The organism is Ruminococcus sp. J1101004sp1_RTP21198st1_B9_RTP21198_201120 (genome assembly GCF_040924245.1).
GTDB classification, from domain to species: domain Bacteria; phylum Bacillota; class Clostridia; order Lachnospirales; family Lachnospiraceae; genus Blautia_A; species Blautia_A faecis.
The window spans coordinates 216,322-237,692 of record NZ_JBCOMI010000002.1 but is presented as its reverse complement, the minus strand read 5'-3'; the positions used below and the strand labels follow the sequence as shown (position 1 = coordinate 237,692).

Genomic DNA, 21,371 nt, shown 5'->3' with positions numbered 1-21,371 from the left:
TTTTTATATTTCTTTGTGATACATTGCAGTATGCTGATTACTGGTATAATTAGCAATACTTTGAGAAGCTGACTGGTAGCTGAGAACCCCGGTCAGCTTCTTTGCAATCTCAATATTGGTGTTTGGATACAGATGACCATAAGTTCCTAGTGTCGTCTGTATTTTTTCATGTCCAAGACGCTCTTTAATCAGCAGTGGATTTTCGCCCATGCTGATAAGCAGGGAAGCATGCGAATGTCTCAGGGCATGAATTTTGATTCTGTGGACACCAGCTAAATTTGCCAATTTCTCTAATGCTCTTGGAAGCGTTGTTTTGCTGGTGGGTGTACTGTTATAACTCAGTACGAATCCACAATTTGGTAAAACCTTTGCCTGGACCGCCTTCCATTCTTGTAATTCCTTGATGGTATCAGCATCAATATAAATGGTACGGTTGCTTGCCTGCGTCTTAGGTTCAACGAATTTGTAGTCATTCATTGTTTTATAGTACAGTGTTTTACTAATAATCAGCATACCTGTTTCAAAATCAATATCATCCCACTGTAAGGCGGCAGCCTCTCCAATACGCATTCCAGTCATAAATAAAAGCCAGAACGAGATGAAGAGATAGTGCTCGTAGTAGTCACCTTTGTACAGCAGGGATATTACCTTCTGAAACTCCTCCAAAGTCCAGAAGTCGATCTTTACTTTTTTAGATTTGATATTGCCGATCATGCGGGCAGGATTCTTCTTTGCAAGTCCGAGGATAATCGCCCGGTCAAAAGCTAAACATAACATTCCCTGAACAATGCGTACATAGTTTGGACTGAATTGTTTTGCCAACTTGAGCTGCCAGGTCTGTACATTTATCGCTTCTATTTCGGACACTTTCTTCTTGTAGAAATAGGCAAAGTGTTTTTGAATGGTCGAGTAACGATTCTTGTAGGTACTTTCTTTCACCTGAGTTTTGTACCACGGAAGATAGATTTCTTCAATAAACTTTTTGAAGGTAATGTCTTCCTTCTTATCAGCTAATTCTTCCGTTGATGCAAGAATCAATTTGGAATACTCGGCACGGGCTTCTTTTTTTGTTGAGAATCCGCTGCGGTATTTTTGAATCTGTTTTCCGGTTACAGGATGATATCCGAGGTTGGCTCGAAAATAATAAGTGCCGTTTTCTGCTTTTTTAATTGGATCTTTTGCCATGATTTCACTCCTTACTAAAATGCAAAAAGCACGATCATTCTTGCTTATCGGGCAAAGTAATCCCTAATAATTCTTCAACGGCTTCTTTTGGAACCCTGTCTAATTTTCTGGATTGATAATAGGTATGCCCCTTTTCTACCATAAGTTCCTTTGCTTTTTTGATAATATCAGCAGCAAAGGAAGGACCGTAGCCTAATTCAATCAAATCCCTTTTTGTTACAGTTATCATGAATCTCCTTTCCACAGACAGGGAATCAACTTGATACCTGTCTATTATTATATCAAATTTTGAGTAAAAGTTCTCTAATAAAAGCGCTATAAGCTAAAATCCCAAAAGTCTATGTTATTCTTTCAGAAGCCAGTTCCTATGCCCGTTCCGGCCACGTAAAACGGTGTTACTTTGTAACTATTAAGCTGCAGGCGTGCGAAGATGCAAACTATCTGCAGTCACCTATATCAATCTCCCGAAAGATTTCTTTTGTTTTCAAGGTACGGCGAATGGATATATTACCCATTCAATTAAGGAATAGGGGGCTTTTCTTTAAGATTGAAAAATTTTAAGAAAAAATGATAAAAATAAAAGCTGCCTTGATTTGGCAGCCACGGAAATCTATTTGCGTTTTAGAGCCAGACGATTCAGCATGGAAATGAGCGCAAGCATATCCTCGTCATCGAGTTGTTTCATCAGATCAGTTGCTTTGTCAATCAGAGGAAGATTGTGCAGCTCTGAATCGAAGAACTGTTGAGGAGTGACTTCCAGATAGTCACAGATATCCAGAAAGCTCTGCATGGTAGGCAGAGAACGTCCGGAAGTGAGGGACTGGATGTAGCTTTTATTTTTGCCAAGATCCAGACTCATCTGATATTCAGATACATTTTTCTTTAAACGCAGTTCGCTGATGCGTTCTCCAATAAAGTTTTTATCCATACATTTACACCTCTCTTCCACATTTTAAACTATTTACTTACAGCAAATTACGGAATAAAATAGAGATATATTTGAAATATAGTGATTATTCCGTAATATAACCGTAATTTACTAAAATGATACAAAAAAAGAAATTATGGATGATAGAAAATGGATTTTGGGGTATGATGATAGCAAAGGAAGTGGATGTCTGTGCGGATTATAGGAAATGAGCAGGAAATTGAATGGGCGAAGGAAGCACTGCGGAATCAATGTAACGATTGTCCCTACTTGGACTGCTGTAATGAAAAGGCGAAAGAGGAGTCAAAGCAGTGTGGAACGGTTCGGTTTGGCTGCCGGGAGTATCTGAAAGAGAAGATTGAATTCGTAGTAGAAAAATAGATGTAGTATTTTGAACAAATATAAACACCATATATAGTATAAGCCTGAATTGACATGAGGAATATCTTGTGCTAGTATACTGATATAGTTTATTTTATGCACACCCTTTTTGGGGAGTTTCGGGATTCATAAGAATCTCCAAACTTACAGGAAACAGCAGGAGCTGATTCCTGGCATAAGTAGTTTATGTTTGTAGTGAGTGTCACGGTATGCCTTTTTTGGCTGCGTGGCACTTTTGTTTTTTCAGGAAGAAACCAGACTTTTAAGAATGAACAGAGAAAAGACTCTCTTTTCATTCTTTTTTTGTGCTTACATTTAGGTTTCGGCATAGTTGCATGCCACAACCAGCTTCGGCTGTTGATGGATAAATATTATTTTAAGAAAGGTGGAATAAGAACATGAATGAAGCAAGAGTGTATGCAGATGGATTTGAGAGATCCTTTGCAGAAGTAAAAGATCTGCTGGAGTTTCTGGCAGAGAGAGGAAGAAATGCCAAATGGATCAGAAAGCCAACGAATACGTTACGGCTGGCACCACTGGAAAAGGAGGCTCAAAATCTGGATGCGGCAGATGCATCCATGGAAGAAATTTTGGAGGATACAGAGAAGAATACGCAGCTTGTACTGAAAATGAGAGGAGAATCCTATCCGGTACGTGACTGTGCCATCCGCACCATTTTAAGCCGCGCAGGTGTCAATGGAGACGGGCTTCGCAAGCTGGATAAGGCAACATATGCGAAGGTAGTCAATTACTGCCTGCGGGTTGCAAAAGGGGATGCCCTGATTAAGATTGCGGACGGAAAGGTTTCCGCAGTACATGGCGGGGATAAACATGATTATTGCATCCTTGATATGAAAGCCATGTTTGAGACAACCTGCGAATATCTGAATCTGAATTTCAAAGGCAGTGTTTACATGGAGGGCTCTGGTATCTATGACCATTCCATTGTATCTGCCATGTGGAAGCTCGGAGGAAGTCAGGAACTTCTGGATACTTACCGAAAAGCACTGGATGCACACGGAATGGATGAGAAGATCCTGTCACCGGCACTTCGTTTTACCACATCTGACGTGGCAGCGAGCGGTGCAAATCTGTATCCGATGCTTTTGACAGACGGACCAAACGGCGTTATCAGTCTGGGAAGTCCAATCAAGCTGGCTCACGATAAAGGGGCAACGATTCTGGACTTCCGGAAAAATCTGGAGCAGGTATGCGCCCGCTATGTGGATGCGATGAAGAATCTTACTCAGCTTATGGACATTGAGATCCGTAATCCGGTGAACTGCCTGAAGCTGCTGATGAAGGAACTTGGCATTAAACAGAAGATCCGGAATGAGGTGGTGGAGCTATTTGTATCCCAGAACGGGGAAGGTGCCTGTACGGCACATGATCTTTATTATGCCATGAATGAAGCCTCCTTTTTTGCAGCCTGTGAAGGAATGTCCGGACAGGGCATCCTGAAGCTGGAGGAGGATATTACGAAGGCGCTTATAAAAGACTGGAAAAAATATGACGTTTATGGAGCAGTCAAATGTTAGGAGGAATTGGAATGAATAACAAAGCAGAGTATACACCGGAAAAGGTTGTGGATATCAGTAACCTGTCAAGAGAAGACTGGTTGGAATACCGCAAAAAAGGAATCGGCGGCAGTGATGTAGCGGCAATCATGGGGATCTCTCCATTTGCCACTATCCGGGATCTGTTTTACAACAAAACAGGTGTGCAGCCGGTCATTCAGGAGGAAGAGGAAAGCAACTGGGTTGCCAAGGAAGTCGGACACCGGCTGGAAGATCTGGTGGCAGAAATCTTTTCCAAAAAGACCGGACTGGAAGTATTTCCGGTACGTGTCATGTTCCGGCATCCATTATATCCGTTCATGCTTGCAGATGTGGATTTTTTTGTTCGTATGCCGGATGGGACATTTGCGATTCTGGAATGTAAAACCTGCAATTATAATGCGAAAGATAAGTGGGCTGATGAGGGTATTCCAGCTCATTATGTGCTGCAGGTAAGGCATTATCTGTCTGTGATGAATATGCAGAAAGCCTTTATCGCATGCCTGTATGGAAATAACGAGAATGAGTTTGTGTATCGCACCATTGAGCGTGATCTGATTGAGGAAGAAGACATCATTGATCAGGAAACGTATTTCTGGCAGGAACATGTATTGAAAAATGTAGTACCGCCGCATAACGGGAATTCCGATCTGGTTCTGGCAAATATCCGTAATTATGGTGGTTTTGCAGACAAATCTATTCCGGAAATTGTGCTTTCCGGTCTGGAATCAAAAAATCTTGAGAAGTATCTTACCCTTTCGGAGGAAAAGTCACAGTTGGAAAAACGGAAAAAGGAAATCGAAGCAGAACAGCGGGCAATCAGTGTTCCTTTTGTGGAACAGCTGGGGCAGGGCTGCAAGGCAGTGCTGGAGGACGGTACGAACCGTTACCGTATTACCTATAATCCGACCAGACGTACTTCGGTTGGGAAAGACCAGATGGAGAAGCTGAAAAACCAGCATCCGGATATCTATGAGGAATATACAAAAACAACGGAGAGCCGTACTTTCCGAATTAAGAAGGAGGCGGCGTAATGAGAAAACCAAATGAACGGATGCGGATAAAAAGCTGGAGGGATATAAACAATGAGGTGCAGATTTAAACATAAGATTTTCCAGAATGAGGAGAATGGGTATACGATTGCCATATTCACCACACAGGATACGTCTGTCCCCCTGTCAGCCAGAGACAAATATCTGGCATCCCGGAATATCATCGGCTTCTCAGCGATTGGATTCGGTCTTCCGCTTACAGACGAGATTGAGCTTGAGATGGAAGGCAGATGGGAGAGCGGAGAGCATGGAACTCAGTATCAGGTGGAAAATTTCATGGAGGTTGTACCACGGACAAAGGAGGGTATCTTAGGATACCTTTCTTCCGGTGCAATCAAAGGTATCGGTCCCAAGATGGCAGATACTATTTTCCGGAAGTTTGGGCTTCAGACACTGGAAATCATGGAAAACAACCCGCAGGAACTCTTGAAGATCCGTGGAATTTCCGAGAAGAAGCTGGCTGCTATTGTGGAGTCCTATGGAAAAAACCAGGTGTTCCGGGAACTGATGACGTTTCTGGCGCCTTTTAAGGTAACACCCAAAAAAGTGAATATGATTCTGAAGAAATTCGGAAATGAATCGGTGGATATTATCCGGCACCGCCCTTACATGCTGAGTGCAGTCAAAGGCTTCGGGTTTCTGACTGTGGATGCGATCGGAAGACAGTGCTGCTGTGCACTCAATGATCCCATGCGGATATCCGGGTGCATCGGACATATCATGAATCAGGCAATGAAAGAAGGACATCTGTTTAAGCAGCGTCAGGAGGTTATCAGGGAAGCACTGGAAATGCTGAACCGGGATCTGCAGGTCATGGCAGTATCGGAGCAGGATGTCAGTCAGGTGCTTTACCGGCTGGTGCTGCAAAAAAGCATTGTTGTGGAGGAAGAACGGATCTATTCTATCCGGCAGTATGAAGAAGAAACACAGACCGCTTCCATGATAGCCAGACGGCTTTTGGAGAAGCCGGTTTTGCTGTCCATTGAACCGGAGCTGGAAAAGGCACAGAAGACACTGGGGATCACGCTGTCAGAAACACAGAAACAGGCAGTGCGGATGGTGTTTGCACATCCCATCAGTATTATTACCGGAGGTCCCGGAACCGGAAAGACAACGGTTCTCAAGGTGATTCTCTATATCCATCAGGCGTTATGCAGGTCAGAGGTACAGCTTATGGCTCCGACCGGACGTGCGGCAAGACGTATGGTGGAGAGTACCGGCTGTGAAAATGCATCCACGATGCATCTGGCCCTGGGGCTTTTGGGAGATGATACGGATTTTGAACCGGATTTTGAGTACCTGTCTGCCGGATTTCTAAATGTAGATGAGGTGTCCATGGTGGACATGCATCTTGCCTATGAATTTTTCCGGCGGGTTAGCAGACATGCCAGAGTCCTTTTAGTCGGGGATAAGAACCAGCTTCCATCCGTAGGAGCCGGGGATGTGTTCCGGCAACTGATTGCCTGCGGGCTGATTCCGGTCACGGTACTGGATCTGGTTTACCGGCAGGGCGCTTTGAGCAGCATACCTTATAATGCAAAACTGATGCAGGAGAATAAGACTAATCTGAGCTTTGGGGAGGATTTTCAGTTCATTGCCTGTAAAGGAGCAGATGAAGCGGCAGAGATTGTCCGGAGGATTTATCTGGACGAGATTGCAAAAAACGGCATGGATCAGGTACAGATCCTGACTCCGTATCGGAAACGCAGTGCTGCCGGAGTGGATGAATTGAACAAATCTCTGGAGGATTTTGTAAATCCGCCAATCGCAGGGAAGAAGGAACTGCATATCGGCAGTCAGGTGTTCCGGGTTGGCGATAAGATTTTACAGAATAAAAATACCGAGATGGCGAGTAACGGCGATCTGGGCAGGATACTGGACTGTATCACGGATGAGGATGGAAATGCCAGGGCAGTGATCGGATTCCCGGATGGGCGGCAGGTGCAATATGAAGCTGACCAGATGGAAATGATCGAACATGCTAACGCAACAACCATCCATAAGGCACAGGGTTCCGAATGTCCGGTTGTCATCATCCCTTGGGTAAAAGCCTTTTATATGATGCTGAAGCGCAATATTCTCTATACCGGAGTGACCAGAGCGAAAAGCAAGGTTTATCTGGTAGGGGAATGGGCTGCAGTCTGTCAGGCAATCCATACGGATGACAGCGGGACAAGGAACACCATTCTGAGTGAGCGGATCGTACAGTATTACGATCAGTATCAGAGTGAACAGAAACCGGAAATGGAGCAGTTAAAACTTGTTGTTTAAAAATATTTTTCAATTTTTGAAATAAGCGGACTATTACTCTTATATAGGGGAACGTCTGCTTTTCTAAATGAAAGGAGCAGAGAATGAAAGAATTATTGTATAAGAAATCAGAGGCAGTTGCCGCTTTGAACCGTGTGGATGGCTTCCATCCGATGGAACTGGCAAGAAAGATTGGAGAAGAAGGGCAGGAGGAGCAGCTTTATCTGGATGTGAAATACCGGAAGCTATGGTTTCGTCTGGTCAATCCGGCAGGAAAGATCATCAGCCGGATTATCACTTTCACAGAGAACATGGCAGTTGTGGAAGCACGTATCTATCTGGATAAATGTGATCAGGAAGACAATTATGTAGCCAATTCCTTTTCGCAGAAATTCCGGAGCGATGACCCGAAGTTTGGAGACAAATTTCTGGAAATGGCAGAAACAGCAGCCGTAGGAAGGGCATTATCGGATGCCGGATATGGTGTGCAGTTTGCGGATGTGGGAGAGGAAAATGATCCTGCACAGGTAGATGCCGGAATTCCATATCAGAATCCACAGATGCCGGATTCAGGTGCCATGGAAAATGCAGCCATGCCGGATTCGGGTGTCATGCCAAATGCCCCTATGCCAACTTATGGAGAGATGCCAGGTCAGCCGGAATATGCAGGCCAGCAGATGATGAATCAGTTCTATCAGCAGGCACAGGCGGCGGGAAGCACCATTTACCATGGCAGTGGACAAATGCCTGGCTACGGTTCCGCTCCGGCTGCCTCTACGCCGCCAAAGACCGGACAGATGCTGCAGGGAGCATTACAGAATCTGGATACGTCCCTTCCGGTAGAAGAACTGATGAAACACATGAACTATGAAATGGCAGTCGGGACTGTGATTCCGGGAAAGGGAAAATACGGCGGAAAGACCATGGGACAGGTGGCAGTTGAAAGCCCGTCAACGATCCAGTGGTTTGCCGAGCAATATTCCGGACCGAACAATCTGGTTCCGGCGGCAGCAAAGGTAATTTTACAAAAAGCAATGCCGATGGCTGGTTAAGGAAGAACCCCGCAGAGAGCTTTTTTCTGCGGGGGAAAGGAGGAAGAGACCGGGATGTATTATGATATGTCTGGGTTTGATTATGGAATACTGGATGTGGTGCAGGTGCTGCATCTCAGAAAGCGGCGGGGAAACTATTATGACTGCCCGTTTTGTGGAGAGACGCATGGAAAACTGAATATCAATGTGGAAAAGAATGTATTCCGGTGCAACCGCTGTGATGCGTCCGGGGGGATGCTGAAGCTTTATGCGGATTTGCACAATGTTACACTCTCCGAAGCAAATCAGCAGATCCGGGAAGCATTAGGAAAAGGAGAATACCGGACGGATTATATCAAAGCAACGCCGGTACAGGAAGAAAAGGCAACGGCAGAGCTTGCACCCATAGAGGAAATCCACCGGACGTATCAGAGAATGCTGTCCATGCTCACGCTTAACAGGAAGCATCAGGAGGATCTGCAAAGACGAGGATTAAAACCGGAACAGATCGAAGCACAGCGTTACCGGAGTGTCCCGCTGTTTGGAATGAAGAAGCTGGTCAAAAGGCTGGCAGAAGAAGGATATATGGTGAAAGGCGTGCCGGGATTCTACCGGGATACAGACGGAAACTGGACGATTAACTTCAAAGCAGAAAACTCAGGAATCCTGATTCCCATAGTTTCTTTGGACGGGTTCATCCAGGGTTTTCAGATCCGGGTAGATCATGTGACTGACACGAAAAAATATATCTGGCTGTCCAGTGTCAATTATGACCAGGGAGTTTCCTCCGGAAGTCCGGTACATGTGATCGGTGATCTTGCCGCAGAACGTGTCTATCTGACCGAAGGAGCCTTAAAAGGGACCATAGCCCATTATCTGTCCGGCGCTACCTTTGTGTGCGTTGCCGGAGTGAACCAGTACCGGAATCTGAAACCGGTGCTGGAGCGGATGAAAGGATATGGGATGAAACAGCTTTTGGAGGCGTATGACATGGATAAGAAGATGAAAGTAGCCTGCAATAAGCATGACAGTAAGTGTGCGGTCTGTTTTGAGCGTTCCCCTGTTATCTGCCAGCATAAGGCGGAGAAACGGAGGATTATCCAGAACGGCTGCAATAAGGTCTATGAAATCTGCCGGGAGCTTTCCCTGCCGATGAACCGGATGGTCTGGGATATGGACGAGAGCGGGGAGTGGAACGGGAAACACAAGGGGATTGATGACTATTTAGCCGCCATCAAACAGAAGGAAGGAACCGGGGCACAGACTTCGGCTCTTCCGAAAGGAGAACAATCATGAGAAAAAAAGGAAATACGGTTCTTGCAGGACTCATTATCTGCCTGTTGCTTGTTTTTCTCGCAGCGGCAGGAAAACTCTTTGGTGCTTATCTGAAGTATCAGAAAGGGGACGTAAGTTACGAGAAACTGCAGGAATATGTTCAGGAACCAGAGGAAGAAGAATCACCGGAGTCTGAGAAAGAAAAGGAGGAACCTAAGAATAGGTATCTAGAAATTGATTTTGCAGGTTTAAAAGCGGTTAATCCGGATGTCATAGCGTGGATTCAGATTCCGGCACTGGATATTAGTTATCCGGTGGTACAGGGGAAAGATAATGCATATTATCTTCATCACCTTTTTTCGGGAGAATCCAATATCAACGGGAGCATCTTTGTGGACTGCCATAATCAGCCGGACTTTACGGATCAGAATACGATCGTGTACGGGCATAATATGAAAAACGGGAGCATGTTCGGAACTCTGGATAAGTACCAAGACAAAGAGCTATTTGAACAACATCCGGAGTTTTATCTCTATTTGCCGGACAAGATCCTCAAGTATCGTATCTTTTCCTGCTATGCGGGAAGAACCGGAAGTGAGGGATATAGGTATCATTTCCCGGAAGCGGAAGATTTTCAGACGTTTCTGGATACGGTGTCTTCTTATAGGGATTATGATACCGGCACCGAGCTGTCGGCAACGGATCGGATAGTTACGCTGTCTACCTGTGTCAATTCCAGACGGAATTATCGCTATCTGGTACATGGAAAATTAAGCAGTGAGATCATCACAGAGGAATAAAAGAATCGTGCTGGTGTGAGAAGAAATTTCTTATGCCAGCTTTTATTATGGGAGGAAATGTAATGGGAACAGCATTGGTTATGGAACATGCAAACGCACTGGCACAGATGATAGTCAGTGAAAAGGACAAGTTATTTGATGAAAGAGTGGAGGCTCTTGTAAAACTTTATAGAAGGGCGGAATTTTATCTGAAGCAGGGATTTCTGGAGAGCATCGTCTGCGAGTTCCATCGGAAGAAAGTGGAAATGATTATGCAGGCGGAAACAAAAGGAGAGATTACGGAAATACTGAAGTTATCAAAACCGCATTTTGACGGGAAAAAATTTGTCTATACCTCTCCGTATGCTGTGGAAGAGGAAGAGCTTCTCCTTTGGTCTCTGACATCACTGCAAGGTCCACTCCGGGATGAAGGGTATCGAAGATATCGGGAATTATTTGAGAAGTGCCTGCCGGAGATGGCAGAAAAGATTCCGGCGTAGAACAATGGCATAACAAAGGAACGAAAAAACTATCTTTTATTTTACTGTAATTTCACTCTTTATTGAATCTGCAATACTTTACAAAGTTTTTTACGGAAAAATGCTTCGGATTAATATACTTAACACCAGTATCTATCAGCTTAAATTTTGAATAACCAAACACCAGTGTTTCATTATTCACAAAAATCGTCATCTATCCAGAAAGCAGGTAAAATATGTTCACAATAATCAGAGTATTTTCTGCATTCAATACATTCTTCATCTAAAGAATCTACGCCGACATAATGAATATGATAATCTACAGTATCGTTTACAAATCTTTCAAGGAAGATGTTCAAAACAAAGGCTACTCTATCATCACAATAAACATAACCAATTAAATTCTTATGAATGATACAGTAAACGAGATAAACACAGCGTGTATCAACGATGCAGTTGAAATTGTATCCAGATTAAAGCCTATTTATACTTTAAAGCATGCACGGAGACAGCAAGAAGACCTATTCCTGTACGGAAGAGGTCTTCCTGTCCTTATACTAAAGTTAATTGGTATGCTGAAGTCCCGCAAAAGCAACATTTAATTTACCTCCAGATTACCGCTTTTAAGAGATAGATAATCGGAACTTCCGCTAAGCAGATAGAAAAAATATTCCCCTTTTTCATCTGGTGAGAAACTATATTTTCCACTCAGTTCATCGAACACTTCTCCTTCATACATTATCCCGTCTTTTACATAACCGATAATCAAATCTTGGGATACTGTAATGTCTGATTTATATTTATCAAACGAAATGACTATATTATCTTTATCAGTTAGTTCCCATCCCTTTCCATTGTCTTGTGTAAGTACACAAAGTGAATTGTTGATTAGAATTATTTCTGGAATGATATACATTTCATCTGATTTATCAGTAGGAATCTCTACTATTGATGATGGTATGAAATTAGGCATCAGACTGCTTTTAACAATTCTGCTTTCAGGAAATTCTGATGAAGATTTGGCTAATTCCTCAATATCAACAACTTTCCCCTTTTCATTGGTATATACACCGTCTTTTAATATGATGTAGCTTCTATCATTGGTTTCTGTCCCGATTAAATGTCGATTGCTGTCATCAATTAAAGCCGATGTTAACAGATGACTGATTGCAGCATATACAGGCATACACAAAAACACTGAAACCACAGTTACAATAATTGCAGTTCTATAAGTGAACTTTAAAGGCTTATGTTTTGAAGCTGTTTTACAAAATACATTTTGACGTATCTTTTGTTTGGAATATTTTTTCAGTATTTTATTGCAATCATGAAAATACACTTCCTCAATAAAAGATTCATCAATTTCACTCATTAACTCATTCAAAGAAAATTTTACAGTCTTCATATCTAAATCCCTTCTTTTCCATTTTTAGTTTTAATTTTTTACGTCCGCGTAACAGTTTGGATTTTACTGTAGATTCTTTTAATCCGGTTTCTTCTGCTATTACAGCGATTGTCTTAGTGTAATAGTAGTACGAGATAAAACATTTTCTTTCGTCAACTGATAGTTCATATATGCTTTCTTTTAAGCATTTGATTACTTCTTCTTTTAACGGCCCGTATTCAATATGTTCGTTCGTTCCAACCTGAAACGCATCTTCGTAATTTTCAAAATGCATCTTAGAGGTTTTTCGTAATGCGTTTTTTGCCATGTTTCTTGCGATTGTTCCTAAATAGGGTTTGAATGTGCTGTAGTTATCTGTATCTAAATCTGTACTGTAATTCCATAGAGCTACAAAAACATTAGACACGACCGCCTCCTTGTCTTCATATGGCAAAGCACTTCCAATAATATTCTCGACTATGTATACAACATATCTGTAGTATTTGTTCATACATATTTTTAAAGCGCGCTCATCTTTATTTTTTAGTTCGAGCATCAGTTGTTTCTCATCTATGTTAAATAACATGCTTCTACCTCATAAATTCAGTGAATACTATAGCAGTGGTTTAATAATGGGAATGTGTATTTTCAAAAAAGGGAACCGAGAAACCAAGTTAAAAAGCTTCAATTAAAATCAGGATAAGTACTCACCAGCACTTGAAATATTTTCCACTATTAAAATGTAATAGAAAATGATTTGATTGTAAAGGCATCAGAGGACAGATTAGTTACCATGCCGTAATAGTAATCTGTTGCCTGTGTCGTAAATCCTGAACGCAAACCACTTGCTGTAATCTCACGCACAAATTCTGATGAAGGTCCAGCTACGTATGCGCGTACTCTTGAACGATGAAAAGCAGAACGGCTCAAAGTGTAATTTATAGTTATGTATCTGCCGCTATTACAATAAAGTCCCATACTGTTATTTGATGGTGTTAATATGGCGACTTCGCCATTTTTCAATGTGATTCCGCGCCAAGTATATCGGGCATATGCATTTGGAATAACACCTTCTTCAACAACTTTCTGCAGGCTTTCGTTAGCAAACACAGTGTACTTCCATTCAATCATATTAGGGTCATCTGTAAGCGGCTCTGCTGCAAAAACATTAACACTTAGCGACAGCATCATAACGAGTGTTAGGATAAAACTGATTATTTTTTTATAAGCCTTCATATATGTACACGACTCCTTTCCAAGGTTCCCTTTGTAATAAGATACACAGTAAATATTGTAACGGTTGCATTTATTTAAAAAATTAAAAAAGATAATTTTTAATTTTTGTTTTTTGAATTTTTTGATTGGTAAAATAAGAAAATGGATTATAAAGAGTTGCACTCTAGGTACCTCCTACGTACAGAATAAGTATCAAATACAAAGGAGTGAAATCATTATGATTAAAAAATTAAGAGTAGCCGTGGATCACGGGAACCGGAACATGAAAACCTGTCATTTTATCTTTACCACAGGACTGACGGAACAGGATAAAAAGCCTGCCAGGGGAGAGAAGTATCTGAAATATCAGGGAAAGTATTATACCCTTAGTGAGAAGCGGATTCCGTACCAGAGGGACAAGACGCAGGACAGCCGGAACCGATTCTGGATTCTGACTTTATTTGCCATTGCAATGGAGCTGGAGCAGAAAAGCCAGATCCAGCCGGAGGATGTCATTCAGGTGGAACTTCCGATTGGGCTTCCGCCGAAGCATTTTGCAGAGCTTTGTGAGAGATATGAACGCTATTTCAAAGGGGACGGGAAGGTGCAGGAACTGTGCTTCAACGATAAAGTCTATCACCTCTGTATACAGAATGTAATGGCGTTTCCGCAGGATTATGCAGCCATGATGACGAGGATGATGGAAATCCGTGAGATTCCGAAAGTCGTAGGGATTGATATTGGCGGATTTACTTCTGATTATCTTCTGATGAGAAGTGGCAGACCGGATATGGATTATTGTGATTCTCTGGAAAAAGGTGTGATTACCATGTATAACGATATCATTTCCAGTATTAACAGTGAATATGACATGCTTCTGGAGGAGGCAGATATCGACAGTATCATCAAGGGAAAAACGCAGTATTATGAGGAAGCTGTTGTACAGGCAGTAGAAACCATGGTTCAGAATTTTGTTACCGATCTTCTGAACAGCATCCGAGAGCGGGGCATTGATACAAAATCTACTTATACGGTGTTTATCGGCGGCGGAGCAGTGCTTCTGGAACGATTTCTGGAGCAGGCAGACCGGTTGGGAAAACATACCTTTATCCGGGATATGAAAGCAAATGCCGATGGATATGATCTTTTGTATCGCATGACACAGGCTGGAGTGTGATTTTATGGGAAAGAAAAATCCGTTTGTATTCACTATTGGTTTTGATAAGTCGGATCCAGATCACGTGTATGTGACAGAACTTCTGAATACGACAGAGAAAAAAGCAAAACTGATCGTTGCGGCAATTCTGGCATATACGGGAAGAACGGATGAGACAGGTAATGGCAGTATAAGCATGGAACCGGATATGCTCCGGCCAATGATGCAGCAAATCATCCGGGAAGAAGTAAGAAAGGTATTGGAAGGGCAGGACGTTTCTAAGATAAATAGAGAAATGCCCACAGAAGTTGATTTGATGGAAGAAGAACCGCTGCGGATGGATCAGACTATGAGACAGAATGTAGTGGATGCTATCAGTGCATTTCGCAGGGCATAAAAAAGCAGGAGAGATACACATGCTTATGGCAGTGTACTCTCCTGTTCTTTGTATCAGAATGGGAATAGACAGAAAACTCACAGACTATTCACAGATTACTCACAGATTGTCTTTGTATAATGTGTAGATGATGAAGGATACGGGAGAGCCTTAACTTAGGTTCTTGAATCCATCCAGAAGTCCACGCAGTGTAGAAAGGGCAAGCTGTTTCTGCTCCTCCGGGCAGGAATTTAGTTCTGCCATGATTTGCTGCATGGTAGAATCCGGGTTCGTTTTCTGGTTAGAAAATATAGCATCTATGGAAATATGTAAGTAAGTTGCCAAGGCATAAAGTGTTTCCAACTGTGGATTGCCAATATAGTTTTCAATATCAGAGACAGTCCGTAAAGAAATCTTTGCCTGTTCCGCAAGGCTGTTTTGCGAAAGATTGCGGCGGAGACGTTCTTCCCTGACTGCATCTCCCAATAATTTTTTCACCATCTATATCACCTCACTTAATGCATATATTTTATCGTAGATTAACACTATACGAAATGCGTTAAAGTGCGTTATGATAAGCAGGATAACACATGCACAAATAGAGAAACATGGAAGTAAGTACGACAGACATGAATGGACAGCATAAGATAAAAGCCAAAGAGGAACTGAATCTGTTAAAAAAATCTTATCCATACAATGTGTCGGAGAGAAGTTAGAATATGCAGTATATGAGATACTATCATCGCATATCCTACACAATTACATAGAAAGAGAAGTATCGGCTGGACTACGAATAGAGTGGTCCAGCCTTTCTTTTTTTCGAAAAAATGAAGGCAGTGTCACGTTTTGTTGCCGCTCACCGCCATCCTCGGAATTTTTTGGAACGTGATAAAAAATTTCGGAGGATAAAACAAATGAACAAAAAAACATATACAGGATCAAAGATACAAAATCACTTTACAGCATATCTGATACAGTTTGTCCGTGGAAAACGACATGATTATCTGGAGAAGAAAATCCAGATGGCTGATGCAGAAGAACTGTTGGAGGATATTGGACAGATGGAGGCAAGAATTGTAATCGAAGAATTGCTGGAGAACCAAACGAGGGAGCAGCTTTTATTGCAGGAGGCACAGGGGAAATATCCAGAATGGAATAAGATGTCAGATGAAAGACTGATGAAAGCGCTTCATACGCTGCGGGATGAAGAACGGAAGCTGATTTACCAGCATGTGTTTGAAGAACGTACTTTTGAGGAAATGAGCAGGCTAAACGGGTTATCAGAGGAGCGATGCAAGGGTATTTATTATTATGCAATCCGGAAGATCCGCAAGGTGATGGGAGGTGAAAACTAATGAATTTTGAACGATTACTTTTAAAGGCAAAAGAAGGAAATGCAGATGCGGTACTGAAGATTTTAGAGATATATAAGCCGCTTTTAATTAAGAATGCGATTGTGAATGGCAGATTTGATGAAGATCTGTATCAGGAACTGGTAAGTACATTGCTTCAGTGTATCCAGAGATTCCAGATAATTGAGTAAGTTATCTTAAACAAAGGCTGCAATCACTCTCAGGGGAGTAACATCCTCTGGGAGTGATTGTTTTTTGAAGGGTGATATTGCCTCAGTTCGAAGCGGCAGACGGTGTTGATCTATTATGTTGCCTGATGCTTTAATGCTCTTTTGTTGTTGCCAGTTCTTTATGAAGATATAGAGCCATAAACACAGTAACAATAGCAGAAATTACATCGGCAATCGGTTGTGCATATAGTATTCCATTTATGCCCCAGAATGATGGGAGCAACAGAATGATCGGAACAAAGCAAATACCTTGTCGGCAAGCCCCAAGAACGAATCCGGCGGTGCCTTTTCCAAGTGCAAGAAACAGAGAAGAATACACTGTGTAAAATCCAAATACGAAGAAGGAAAATCCATTTGCCATTAGCGATTTTTGACCTACAGAAATCATCTCTGTATTGCCTTCTGTAAATTGCGAAATAATCTGTGTGGAAAATAGGGCTATTGTCAATCCCACAACTACACAAAATATTGTTGACCATAAGATAGAAGTTTTAATTGCTTCCCTGAGCCGATCAAACTTTTTGGCACCATAGCTAAAGCCGGCAATTGGTTGGAAACCTTTTAAGAAGCCGAACACAACCAGAGTTCCCATTGAAGTGATTCTTGTAACAGCGCCCATTCCGGCGATAACAGCATCTCCATAGATATTAGCTTCCCGGTTTATGAATGCGATAGAAAGGCTTGTAAGAAGCTGGAAAGTCAATGTGGGTATACCGATTTTCAGAATTTCAGTTATGATCTGCTTAGAAGGACAAAATTCCTTAATGGAAAATGTAAAAGCGCTTTTTTTCTGTAATGCATAAATTAAATATACAAGAGTAGAAGCCATTTGAGAAATTGCTGTAGCGATTGCCGCACCAGCAACCCCCATGTCGAGAGTATAGATGAAAATAGGATCTAAACCAATATTCAATACAGCTCCTAATAATAATGCACACATAGTTGTTTTTGCGGCGCCTTCACTTGCAACGATATTGTTCATCGTTACATTAAATACATTGAAAATACATGAAATAACATAGATTCTTCCATAAGAAAGGGCGTATGGCATAATCGTGTCTGTTGCACCTAACATGGTTAAAATAGGTTTCAAAAAAATTGCAGTTCCGATAATAATAACTGCGCCAATACAAACACTGCTGTATAATGCAGTACTGGCGACTTTACTTGCAGCTTCCCTATCTCCTCGCCCTAAAAGTCTTGATAAGTAGGAGGCGGCACCATTGCCAAACATCAGACCTAAACCAACAACTACTTGTCCTAAAGGAAACGCAATGGAAATTGCACCCATTTGACTCTCGCCAAGTCCTCCTATGAAATAAGCATCCACCAAATTGTAGAGAGCGTTAATAAGCATACCAATCATTATCGGTATACCAAGAGCCATTAGTGCTTGGGGAACAGGTGCATTTCCTAATAAATCCATTTTGTTGTTATTCTTGTTCATTTCAAATACTCCTTTCAATTAAGAATATAAATTATAGTAGTATAAATTATAGTATACTACGTGAGAGAATACTACTATAATTTATAGTAGTTGTCAAGCGTGTATCCTGCAATTTCCTTGACAAGAGGTATAAAATCAAATACTATAAATTACAGTATATATAACCGTAAGTATTTTATAGCTTTCGTGGATATAGAAAGTGGGTGAACTATGGCTACAATAGATTTAATTGTGTTAGGAATATTGAAAAAGGAACCGATGGGAGCCTATGATATTCAAAAATTAGTGGAATATCGTAATATATCAAAATGGGTAAAAATCAGTACACCATCCATTTACAAAAAAGCAATTCAGTTGGAGGAAAAAGGCTTCATTAAAGGAGAAATTGTGAAAGAAGGTAAGATGCCTGAAAAAGCAGTTTATTCATTAACAGATGAAGGCGAAAAAGAATTTGTAAAGCTTATGATGGAAACAGCCTCTAAACCCATTCACTTTTTTTTAGATTTTAATGCAGTAATTGTAAATTTGGATAAGTTACCGCCTGAAAGTCAACAATCATGTATTGCCAGTATTGAGGAAAATATTGAAATATTAAAAACTTATCTGGAGGAAAATCTTCGAGAGAAAGAGAATGATCCGGAAATCCCTAAGACTGGTATGGCAGTATTGCAACAGCAGATAGTTTTGGCGGATGCTATTGAAAAATGGATTATTTCTCTAAAAAAAGACTTTTGATGAAGAAGTCACTAGCTGATTTCTTATTAGGTCTGCAGGATTGGGAAGAAACAGGGATGGATGCCGACCTATGTTCCGGCTTTGTAGCCAGAACATAGAAATTTTCTTAGTGGGGAATCTCCCTCAAACCCGGTGCTCCTTATATCCTGCAGATTAAACTTCAAATTTATACCCATATCCAACTACTGTTTTTATGTAATTCTTGTCGCTGGAATACTTTTTTATCTTCTTGCGTATTTGAAAAATAGTGTTTTCCACGGCGTGGAAATAACCATTTGCTTTTTCATGCCAAACTGCTTCATAAATCTGTTGTTTAGTAAAAGCCATCCCTGGATTAGAATATAGCATATAAAGTACATCAAATTCTTTTACAGAAAAGTTAATGTCTTTTCGTACTATTAAGCCGTAGGTCGTAAAGGTCTGCGACTTTAACTTTACCCGGAAAGGAGCTGCCACATATATAGGCAGTGCTGTAATTTTAACAGTAACGGTCACCAATCTATGGGGATGGCTTGTATATCCGGCTGAAATGCTAAAAAATCAGTGGTTCTTATTTATCACTTCACTCTGCCCCGGTAATTATGTGTTTGCCGTTTCTGGCTCTTGCAGCTATTGCGATTCTACTGGTCTATTACCAGACTATTTGCAGGTAAAGCATTGCTCTGGTTTTGAATTTGAGTTTTGGCAGTCTAATAATAGCATTTTAGATTAGCTGTGATAAGGTGAAACAGATTAGGAGGAAAGTAAATTGCATTACAAAGACAAAAACCTACAGATAGATATTCGCTGTCATACTGTTTTTATGAATGATCAAAAGATTGAATTGAGTCTGAAAGAATTTACGGTACTAAAATATCTAACAGAACATCCTGGCTGGGTATTCTCTCACGAGGAGATTTATCGTAATGTCTGGAAGGAAGAACCGATTGACTGTGCTAATGCGGTTATGTGCTGCATTAGCCAGCTTCGTAAAAAGTTAAAAGTAGATTCACGGAACTGGAATTACATCCGCACCGTCCGAGGTGTGGGCTATAAGTTTCAACCACTCTCAGGGGAGTAACATCCTCTGGGAGTTTTTTGTCATATTTGTTGCACTTTTCGGCTCTGGTACGTACAGAAATAGAAAAGAAACATATCCCAAAATGTATACATTTTAGAAGTACGTTCCGGAAAGAGGGATTATATTTCAAAAAGGTTACACACACAGTTTTGAAATATACCAATAAAAGTGTGGATATTTTGGGACATGGAAAGGAGAAATGTGGATGCAGATATATGGATATCACCGTACCAGTACAAAGGAGCAGCATCTTGACCGTGGCATACAGGAAATTGAGCGGTACTGTAACGAGCATGAGATGGCACTTACGAATATTTTTACGGATCAGGAGACAGGGAAGAATTTTAATCGTCCGAGATATACCGTTTTAGTGGAGGATGTCCTGCGGCCGGGAGATATTTTGATTGTTACAGAATTGGACAGACTGGGAAGAAACAAGTATGACACCATGCAACAGATCCAGCGGATTAAGAACATGGGAGTGCGGCTTATGGTTCTGGAACTGCCGACTACGCTTATGGATTTATCTGTGATGGATAATGCGATGGCAAGGATGATGCTGGAAACAATCAATAACATGATGCTGGAGCTTTATGCTTCTATGGCGCAGGCAGAGCTGGAGAAAAAGGAGAAGCGACAGCGGGAAGGGATAGAAGCGAAGAAATTGCGGGGCGAATGGGATGATTATGGAAGACCAAGTGTGATGAAGCAGGAAACTTTTGATGAGAACTTTCAAAGCGTAGTTTCTGGAGAAACGACACCTACACAGCTTCGTAAAAATTTGGGAATGACGCACTCAACTTTTTATCGCTATCGAAAAACTTTTTATGAAAAATACCCGGAACTTTCAAATTCTGCAAATTAAAGTCCTATTACTTATATAGACCAAAGAATTTCAGGAGGAAAGAAATATGAGTGAAAAGAGAATAGGTACTTTAATTTATGATCCATCAATGGGAAGATTTGATATCCGGTTTGGGATTGAATCTTATTATGGAGGTCTTCATTGCGGAGAATGTTTTGATGTGAAGGTAAAGGATGCATGGATTCCGGTTCGGATTGAAATGGATGAAGACTGGTATCTGGTAGGGCTTCCTAAGACGAGTCTCAGTGGACTGACGGTTCGAATGTAGGAGGAGCATATGATGGAAGCTAAAAAGAAATATGAAAAGCCGGCATTCCGATTGGTGACAGATTTGGGGAGTATTTTGGAATGTCTGTATGAGGTATATGGAACGGATGGAACGATGTTGATTGCTGGGAACAAGTTATCGGATACGGTAATCTATCCGTTTATCCGCATGATTAAAAAGAAATGCAAAGCAGTGGATGCGGAAAAGCTGAATCTGATGCTCTGGAAGATTTATATGGTAAGTTCGAGAAAAGAAGAATTTGTGACGGCTGCTAAGAAAGAGCTGCAGCCTTATTTGACCAAGAAAGATGAAAAACAGATTGACACCACATATGACACCACATATACTATAGATAGGAGGCATTAAA

26 protein-coding genes are annotated in these 21,371 nt (G+C 41.5%); 17 read left to right on the top strand and 9 right to left on the bottom strand.

Annotation, left to right across the window (positions count from 1 at the left end):
* Window positions 1-3 precede the first annotated feature (3 nt).
* The 3 genes from AB5618_RS02440 to AB5618_RS02430 form a co-directional block, all read right to left on the bottom strand.
* The gene (locus AB5618_RS02440; RefSeq protein WP_005333347.1) at window positions 4-1,185 is read right to left on the bottom strand and encodes a tyrosine-type recombinase/integrase; all 1,182 of its coding nucleotides are present in this window, start codon (window positions 1,183-1,185) and stop codon (window positions 4-6) included.
* Between the two features lie 34 nt (window positions 1,186-1,219).
* Window positions 1,220-1,414, bottom strand: coding sequence for a DUF3173 domain-containing protein (locus tag AB5618_RS02435; RefSeq protein ID WP_005333349.1), 195 nt, complete (start codon window positions 1,412-1,414; stop codon window positions 1,220-1,222).
* A gap of 381 nt (window positions 1,415-1,795) precedes the next feature.
* On the bottom strand, window positions 1,796-2,113 hold the full coding sequence (locus tag AB5618_RS02430) for a helix-turn-helix domain-containing protein (protein WP_005333350.1): 318 nt from the start codon (window positions 2,111-2,113) through the stop codon (window positions 1,796-1,798).
* 186 nt (window positions 2,114-2,299) lie between these two features.
* On the opposite strand from AB5618_RS02430, the gene AB5618_RS02425 reads away from it, so the two are divergent.
* The 8 genes from AB5618_RS02425 (at window position 2,300) to AB5618_RS02390 (ending at window position 10,937) form a co-directional block, all read left to right on the top strand.
* Complete coding sequence (locus AB5618_RS02425; RefSeq protein ID WP_005333351.1) at window positions 2,300-2,494, top strand: hypothetical protein; 195 nt, start codon at window positions 2,300-2,302, stop codon at window positions 2,492-2,494.
* A gap of 398 nt (window positions 2,495-2,892) precedes the next feature.
* Entirely contained in the window at window positions 2,893-4,032 is a 1,140-nt protein-coding gene (locus AB5618_RS02420) for a hypothetical protein (RefSeq protein WP_005333353.1), read from the top strand.
* Between the two features lie 11 nt (window positions 4,033-4,043).
* Complete coding sequence (locus AB5618_RS02415; protein WP_259320787.1) at window positions 4,044-5,084, top strand: YqaJ viral recombinase family protein; 1,041 nt, start codon at window positions 4,044-4,046, stop codon at window positions 5,082-5,084.
* Between the two features lie 51 nt (window positions 5,085-5,135).
* Window positions 5,136-7,373 carry an ATP-dependent RecD-like DNA helicase gene (locus AB5618_RS02410; protein WP_005333356.1) on the top strand — a complete coding sequence of 746 codons (2,238 nt, stop codon included), beginning with the start codon at window positions 5,136-5,138 and terminating at the stop codon, window positions 7,371-7,373.
* Window positions 7,374-7,456: 83 nt separating this feature from the next.
* Entirely contained in the window at window positions 7,457-8,404 is a 948-nt protein-coding gene (locus AB5618_RS02405) for a hypothetical protein (RefSeq protein WP_005333375.1), read from the top strand.
* Between the two features lie 54 nt (window positions 8,405-8,458).
* Window positions 8,459-9,679: a CHC2 zinc finger domain-containing protein gene (locus AB5618_RS02400; RefSeq protein ID WP_005333381.1), complete on the top strand. Its 1,221-nt coding sequence runs from the start codon at window positions 8,459-8,461 to the stop codon at window positions 9,677-9,679.
* Window positions 9,676-10,458 (top strand): class B sortase, encoded by a 783-nt coding sequence (gene srtB, locus AB5618_RS02395; protein ID WP_005333383.1) that lies wholly within the window; start codon window positions 9,676-9,678, stop codon window positions 10,456-10,458. The genes AB5618_RS02400 and srtB overlap by 4 nt, the downstream gene beginning before the upstream one ends.
* 32 nt (window positions 10,459-10,490) lie before the next feature.
* Complete coding sequence (locus AB5618_RS02390) at window positions 10,491-10,937, top strand: hypothetical protein (RefSeq protein ID WP_005333384.1); 447 nt, start codon at window positions 10,491-10,493, stop codon at window positions 10,935-10,937.
* 577 nt (window positions 10,938-11,514) lie between these two features.
* Here the strand turns inward: AB5618_RS02390 and AB5618_RS02385 are convergent.
* The 3 genes from AB5618_RS02385 to AB5618_RS02375 form a co-directional block, all read right to left on the bottom strand.
* Window positions 11,515-12,321: a hypothetical protein gene (locus tag AB5618_RS02385; RefSeq protein ID WP_005333388.1), complete on the bottom strand. Its 807-nt coding sequence runs from the start codon at window positions 12,319-12,321 to the stop codon at window positions 11,515-11,517.
* A complete protein-coding gene (locus AB5618_RS02380) occupies window positions 12,293-12,886 on the bottom strand; it encodes an RNA polymerase sigma factor (protein ID WP_173769169.1) in 594 nt (197 codons plus the stop codon). The genes AB5618_RS02385 and AB5618_RS02380 overlap by 29 nt, the downstream gene beginning before the upstream one ends.
* A gap of 149 nt (window positions 12,887-13,035) precedes the next feature.
* A complete protein-coding gene (locus tag AB5618_RS02375) occupies window positions 13,036-13,536 on the bottom strand; it encodes a hypothetical protein (RefSeq protein ID WP_021650057.1) in 501 nt (166 codons plus the stop codon).
* Window positions 13,537-13,753: 217 nt separating this feature from the next.
* Here AB5618_RS02375 and AB5618_RS02370 point away from each other — a divergent pair, with 217 nt between their 5' ends.
* Together AB5618_RS02370 and AB5618_RS02365 are read left to right on the top strand one after the other, a co-directional pair.
* Window positions 13,754-14,692, top strand: coding sequence for a ParM/StbA family protein (locus tag AB5618_RS02370; protein WP_020436706.1), 939 nt, complete (start codon window positions 13,754-13,756; stop codon window positions 14,690-14,692).
* A 4-nt stretch (window positions 14,693-14,696) separates the two neighbouring features.
* Complete coding sequence (locus AB5618_RS02365) at window positions 14,697-15,068, top strand: hypothetical protein (RefSeq protein WP_005333400.1); 372 nt, start codon at window positions 14,697-14,699, stop codon at window positions 15,066-15,068.
* 150 nt (window positions 15,069-15,218) lie between these two features.
* Here the strand turns inward: AB5618_RS02365 and AB5618_RS02360 are convergent, their stop codons facing one another.
* Window positions 15,219-15,548, bottom strand: a complete 330-nt coding sequence (locus tag AB5618_RS02360) for a helix-turn-helix transcriptional regulator (protein WP_005333402.1) — start codon at window positions 15,546-15,548, stop codon at window positions 15,219-15,221.
* A gap of 413 nt (window positions 15,549-15,961) precedes the next feature.
* Between AB5618_RS02360 and AB5618_RS02355 the strand changes: the two genes are divergently transcribed.
* Entirely contained in the window at window positions 15,962-16,402 is a 441-nt protein-coding gene (locus AB5618_RS02355; RefSeq protein WP_023921559.1) for a sigma factor-like helix-turn-helix DNA-binding protein, read from the top strand.
* Entirely contained in the window at window positions 16,402-16,590 is a 189-nt protein-coding gene (locus tag AB5618_RS02350) for a helix-turn-helix domain-containing protein (RefSeq protein WP_005333406.1), read from the top strand. The genes AB5618_RS02355 and AB5618_RS02350 overlap by 1 nt, the downstream gene beginning before the upstream one ends.
* Window positions 16,591-16,720: 130 nt before the next feature.
* On the opposite strand, the gene AB5618_RS02345 is transcribed toward AB5618_RS02350, so the two are convergent.
* Window positions 16,721-18,076, bottom strand: a complete 1,356-nt coding sequence (locus tag AB5618_RS02345) for an MATE family efflux transporter (RefSeq protein WP_148462115.1) — start codon at window positions 18,074-18,076, stop codon at window positions 16,721-16,723.
* A gap of 210 nt (window positions 18,077-18,286) precedes the next feature.
* Here AB5618_RS02345 and AB5618_RS02340 point away from each other — a divergent pair, with 210 nt between their 5' ends.
* Entirely contained in the window at window positions 18,287-18,811 is a 525-nt protein-coding gene (locus AB5618_RS02340; RefSeq protein ID WP_005333410.1) for a PadR family transcriptional regulator, read from the top strand.
* Between the two features lie 153 nt (window positions 18,812-18,964).
* Here AB5618_RS02340 and AB5618_RS02335 read toward each other — a convergent pair whose 3' ends face one another.
* Window positions 18,965-19,267 (bottom strand): helix-turn-helix domain-containing protein, encoded by a 303-nt coding sequence (locus tag AB5618_RS02335; RefSeq protein ID WP_226861513.1) that lies wholly within the window; start codon window positions 19,265-19,267, stop codon window positions 18,965-18,967.
* 292 nt (window positions 19,268-19,559) lie between these two features.
* On the opposite strand from AB5618_RS02335, the gene AB5618_RS02330 reads away from it, so the two are divergent.
* The 4 genes from AB5618_RS02330 to AB5618_RS02315 all read left to right on the top strand — a co-directional run bounded on the left by AB5618_RS02330 (window position 19,560) and on the right by AB5618_RS02315 (window position 21,370).
* Window positions 19,560-19,871, top strand: a complete 312-nt coding sequence (locus AB5618_RS02330) for a winged helix-turn-helix domain-containing protein (protein ID WP_023921561.1) — start codon at window positions 19,560-19,562, stop codon at window positions 19,869-19,871.
* Between the two features lie 205 nt (window positions 19,872-20,076).
* The gene (locus AB5618_RS02325) at window positions 20,077-20,736 is read left to right on the top strand and encodes a recombinase family protein (RefSeq protein ID WP_040015506.1); all 660 of its coding nucleotides are present in this window, start codon (window positions 20,077-20,079) and stop codon (window positions 20,734-20,736) included.
* Between the two features lie 46 nt (window positions 20,737-20,782).
* Window positions 20,783-21,004: a DUF5348 domain-containing protein gene (locus tag AB5618_RS02320; RefSeq protein WP_005333419.1), complete on the top strand. Its 222-nt coding sequence runs from the start codon at window positions 20,783-20,785 to the stop codon at window positions 21,002-21,004.
* Between the two features lie 9 nt (window positions 21,005-21,013).
* Complete coding sequence (locus AB5618_RS02315; RefSeq protein ID WP_005333420.1) at window positions 21,014-21,370, top strand: hypothetical protein; 357 nt, start codon at window positions 21,014-21,016, stop codon at window positions 21,368-21,370.
* Window position 21,371: the final 1 nt, after the last annotated feature.